The sequence below is a fragment of the Enterococcus sp. DIV1420a genome, from assembly GCF_051712165.1.
In the GTDB taxonomy this organism is placed as follows: domain Bacteria; phylum Bacillota; class Bacilli; order Lactobacillales; family Enterococcaceae; genus Enterococcus; species Enterococcus faecalis.
The window spans coordinates 1-3,748 of sequence record NZ_JBIOOI010000006.1 but is presented as its reverse complement, the minus strand read 5'-3'; the positions used below and the strand labels follow the sequence as shown (position 1 = coordinate 3,748).

4 protein-coding genes are annotated in these 3,748 nt (G+C 36.6%); 1 reads left to right on the top strand and 3 read right to left on the bottom strand.

The window, feature by feature from the left end:
• Positions 1-1,089: 1,089 nt before the first annotated feature.
• Genes IGI80_RS18940 through IGI80_RS18930 form a run of 3 tightly spaced genes read right to left on the bottom strand, consistent with a single transcriptional unit; the run spans position 1,090 to position 2,487 of the window.
• The gene (locus IGI80_RS18940) at positions 1,090-1,281 is read right to left on the bottom strand and encodes a hypothetical protein (RefSeq protein ID WP_438724292.1); all 192 of its coding nucleotides are present in this window, start codon (positions 1,279-1,281) and stop codon (positions 1,090-1,092) included.
• A gap of 13 nt (positions 1,282-1,294) precedes the next feature.
• Positions 1,295-1,501 carry a hypothetical protein gene (locus IGI80_RS18935; RefSeq protein ID WP_438724291.1) on the bottom strand — a complete coding sequence of 69 codons (207 nt, stop codon included), beginning with the start codon at positions 1,499-1,501 and terminating at the stop codon, positions 1,295-1,297.
• An 11-nt stretch (positions 1,502-1,512) separates the two neighbouring features.
• Positions 1,513-2,487: a protein rep gene (locus tag IGI80_RS18930; protein ID WP_438724290.1), complete on the bottom strand. Its 975-nt coding sequence runs from the start codon at positions 2,485-2,487 to the stop codon at positions 1,513-1,515.
• A 401-nt stretch (positions 2,488-2,888) separates the two neighbouring features.
• Here IGI80_RS18930 and IGI80_RS18925 point away from each other — a divergent pair, with 401 nt between their 5' ends.
• Positions 2,889-2,984: a type I toxin-antitoxin system Fst family toxin gene (locus tag IGI80_RS18925; protein WP_438724289.1), complete on the top strand. Its 96-nt coding sequence runs from the start codon at positions 2,889-2,891 to the stop codon at positions 2,982-2,984.
• Positions 2,985-3,748: the final 764 nt, after the last annotated feature.

Here is a 3,748-nt window from a genome sequence, read left to right as displayed (position 1 = left end):
CGTTGACTGCACCTTATTTATCGTCTCGATTTCTAAAATGGCTTAGAATGCAAATTTGAGCGTTTTAGACTAACTCATTTGATTCTGACTTTCAAAACATTGTCAATTTTTTCATCAAACTTTTTTTGAACTAAAAAAATACACCAGAAACTCAAAATCGCCTACAAAGCCTCTAAAAAGCTTCGTAAGCGATTTTTATTAATTTCTGGTGTAATACTATTCTTGAACTCTAAAATGCCTTAGAAACGAAATTAGGGCTATTTAACGAGAATCTATTTTTTTGCTAGCAAAACACTACTTTTTGCTAGCATTTTTAAAAGTGCTACGAACCCCGTGATACCGGCATCTATAGTCGGTTTCGTTTCGCATTCTGCGAAAACTACACCCCGTGTTACTAGTCGGGGTGTAGGGGAAATTGCGCATTCGCGCAATTTCACTGTGAGTTGTCTTTTGCCAGCAAAAACCACCTTGTCTGCCTTTTTGGAGGCAGCTCAAGCCCCCCCCCCGCCACCAAGAAACTCACGTGCAAGCCTTTTGTTGTCAATGTTCAAACGTTCTAGAATCTATTCAGCGGTATTATAACTCTTTTTATTATCTTTGAAAATACATCTAAAGACTGAAAAACAAAAAGTGTTATATGTCTAGAAAGAATCCAAAACATATAACACTTAAGGTAAGTGTAAGTAAATTATGTTAGATTAACATTATATCAAAAAAATTAACAATTGGCAAAATCAAGAAAACGTTTTATAATTGACTTAACACCACATAACAGTACCATTCTATTTTGACGATAGAGATAGAATAATTCCAAAAAAGAAAAAATCCTGAACTCATTGTATGAGAAGTTCAGGATTTTTTCTCGTTGTGCTTATGCCAAACCTGGCAACCTAGTCCCCTGTTGGATTACCAGACAAAAAAGTAAGAGTGATACATAAAAAATCTATACCTGTTTGTAGTATAAAACGTTTGCAAAAAACACACAAATAATTTGTCTTACAGCAAAAACAGGTATATAATCAACTTACCTTGTAGAAAAAATAAAAAAAGCAGTACACAAGTTTCCGATAGCTTGTTGTACTGCTTTTTTTAGCGAATATATTTCACCGCATGTTTGAAAACAACCACTTCTTCTTTATTTTCGCTCACTTCTAAAACCAATTCATAACGAGTAACCTTTTTCAAGACGCCTTTCATCACATTCGCATCTAAAAAAACCACTTGGACTTTTTGGCCAAGTCTTTCTTTTACCCAGTTTTTGCTATTTTGTTCTTCTGCCATTTTCTCACCTCCATCATTCAGTAAAATCCACTACTTCAGAGATTATCTTAAAATCAATATCAAAAGCAATTTGAGCTTTATCGCCAACAAGCCGAATAAAGATCTCACCGCTATGATCTGTTAAATGCCACAACCCAATTGCCAGCTGATCAATTTTATCAAAGTCCACTTCCTTGAAGTTTTTCTCAATGATAAAATCAATCTTTTCTCTTTCAGTCATTTTCCCCACCTCTATTCTTCTTTTTCCTCCACATACTGATTTTTGAAAAACTGACGTTCCTCTTCCGACAACTCCCGATAATCCACTGCATACTTGGATTCGTTTTTCATCCAGGAAGAATTCAAAAACCAAAAATACTCGTTTTCGTCGATTTGCTTATAACAATCAAGCTCGCCGGTCTCATATTTTTTCTTGTATTCCTTGAACACACCGTTAAACGTAATCAGCTGACGACCTTTCAATGCCAAATAAAACGTATCAAAAACTTCCTGGCTCTCCGTCATTTCAAAATCTTTCGCAGAATACTTCGCCACTTCCAAAGCGGCTTTTTCTTGTTGAAAACCTTTGACTTTCCGAATATCCAGCTGGGTAATTTCGTCTGTTCCATCAGGATTAATCCCTGTTTTTCCAGTCACTTCTCGCCAAATATCTAACCATTCTGATTGCTTGATATAATAATTTGGGTCAGTAAAGTAAGATTTATTAACTGCCAAAATTAAGTGAAAATGCGGATTATAGTCATTCCGCTTCTTGTTATACGTGATTTCTAATTTACGTACATAGCCTTTAATCGACTTCTGCATTCGTTTCCGACGAAACATTTTTGACAACGCATGATTAAACAAATTGATTTCTTCGTTTAGTCCTTCAGCCTTCACATTAGGTGTCGTTAACGTCATAAAAAGAAACTGATAACTTTTTTCTTCAGAAATCGCCTGCAACATCACTGATAACATGACCGAATCCTTCAAAGATTTCCGCCAGGCACACATCGGACAAAAACGATTTTTACAAAAATGTGCTTGTACCAATTTCATTTTCTCCTTATCGAAAGTCGCAATATGTTCCATGTACGAACCACAACTAGCCATTAACTCCAGCATACGCTGAGAAAGTCGATTTTCTGCGAATCCTATCACTTTTTTTAAATTTATTTTCTTCTCTCTGAATTTCCCGTTAATTAGTTCTTGTTTTTTCTTAGTCATCTTGTTATACTGAATCTATAAATTTTGAATTTTATGGCTGAAAAGCCGACAAAAAAATAGATTGCTCTCCTTTTTGTTTTTCGTTTTTGTTTGGACAACTAAAACTATAAAACAATATGCAAGGAAAAGCAATCTTTTTTTTTGTGCTTCCTTAGAGCGACAAGGGATAAACCCATACATAGACCCCGATTTTCTGCCGAAAATAGTTGCCTATGTATCAAGATAAGAAAAAACCACTCAAAAACAGGCCAAAAACGGCCTCTTTTTTTCGTCCAAAAACCATTCAAAATTTTTTTTGAATTCGAACTCTATTTCAAAAAATTTGTTATTTAATTATTTAAGCGAAAAAATTTTATGCTATACTCAACATTGGCAACTTGCCCCGATTGGGGGTGTTATACATGTATGAGCTCATATCATTAGTCATTGCCCCACTCTTTGTGGGTCTAGTAATCACACTAGTTTCTCACTGGTTAGACGAGAAAGATAATGACTAAGCAAGTTGTCACTAACCACACATTTTGTTTTGTAACTGCAGCAAAACAAAAAAAGCCAGTCCTTCTCTACAAGGGCTGGCTTTTGTGTTATACAAACGAGCTCATATCATCTGCATCTCCAGTATAACAAGCTTTTGCTAAAAAATCAAAACCTTAGGCATCGCCCAAACCTATAGCATCGAACACAAAAAAGGCAGTCCTATTCACTGTAGGATTGCCTTTATTAAAATTATTAGAATTATTAGCATCACAAAAACAACCTTCCAGCGGGTGGTTTCGGCGGAAGCGGTAGAGCCATCAGCTAACACCGCTTTCCGATCGAAAAATTGCACACGATGGACGATTGTTTTTGAATAAAGTCGCAGACTTTATTCTCACTTAACTTGATTTATAGACCAACATCAGGAGAAAAAAGAATCGACCAATTTAATTCTAGGGGGGTGGTCGTACCTTGCACACTTAACCGCCTGTTAGACAGGGCTGTTAATTTTTCCCATTCGCTGGTTGTTGTCTGTCTTCGCTCTGCTAATGCAGCGAACAGACACAACCAGCTTTTCTATTTTTCAGACCTTGGGCGTTGCCCAAACCCACGAGGAAATAATTTCCTCGACCTTCTACACGTTCGCCACTTGTGGGCGTCCCCAACAAGGGTGTTGGGAAATTCAAGAGCGTGGGAATTTGTTTTTAGCCGTCCACTCCTTAAAGCCTCACAGAAACTCTAAAAAGCCCTCACAGGCTTTCTAAGACTTTCTAGTTCGATTTAC

What these genes read in the sequence shown, in the direction of transcription:
- IGI80_RS18940 (WP_438724292.1), bottom strand. Translation starts at nt 1,281, where the DNA reads ATGGCAGAAGAACAAAATAGCAAAAACTGGGTAAAAGAAAGACTTGGC.
- IGI80_RS18935 (WP_438724291.1), bottom strand. Translation starts at nt 1,501, where the DNA reads ATGACTGAAAGAGAAAAGATTGATTTTATCATTGAGAAAAACTTCAAG.
- IGI80_RS18930 (WP_438724290.1), bottom strand. Translation starts at nt 2,487, where the DNA reads ATGACTAAGAAAAAACAAGAACTAATTAACGGGAAATTCAGAGAGAAG.
- IGI80_RS18925 (WP_438724289.1), top strand. Translation starts at nt 2,889, where the DNA reads ATGTATGAGCTCATATCATTAGTCATTGCCCCACTCTTTGTGGGTCTA.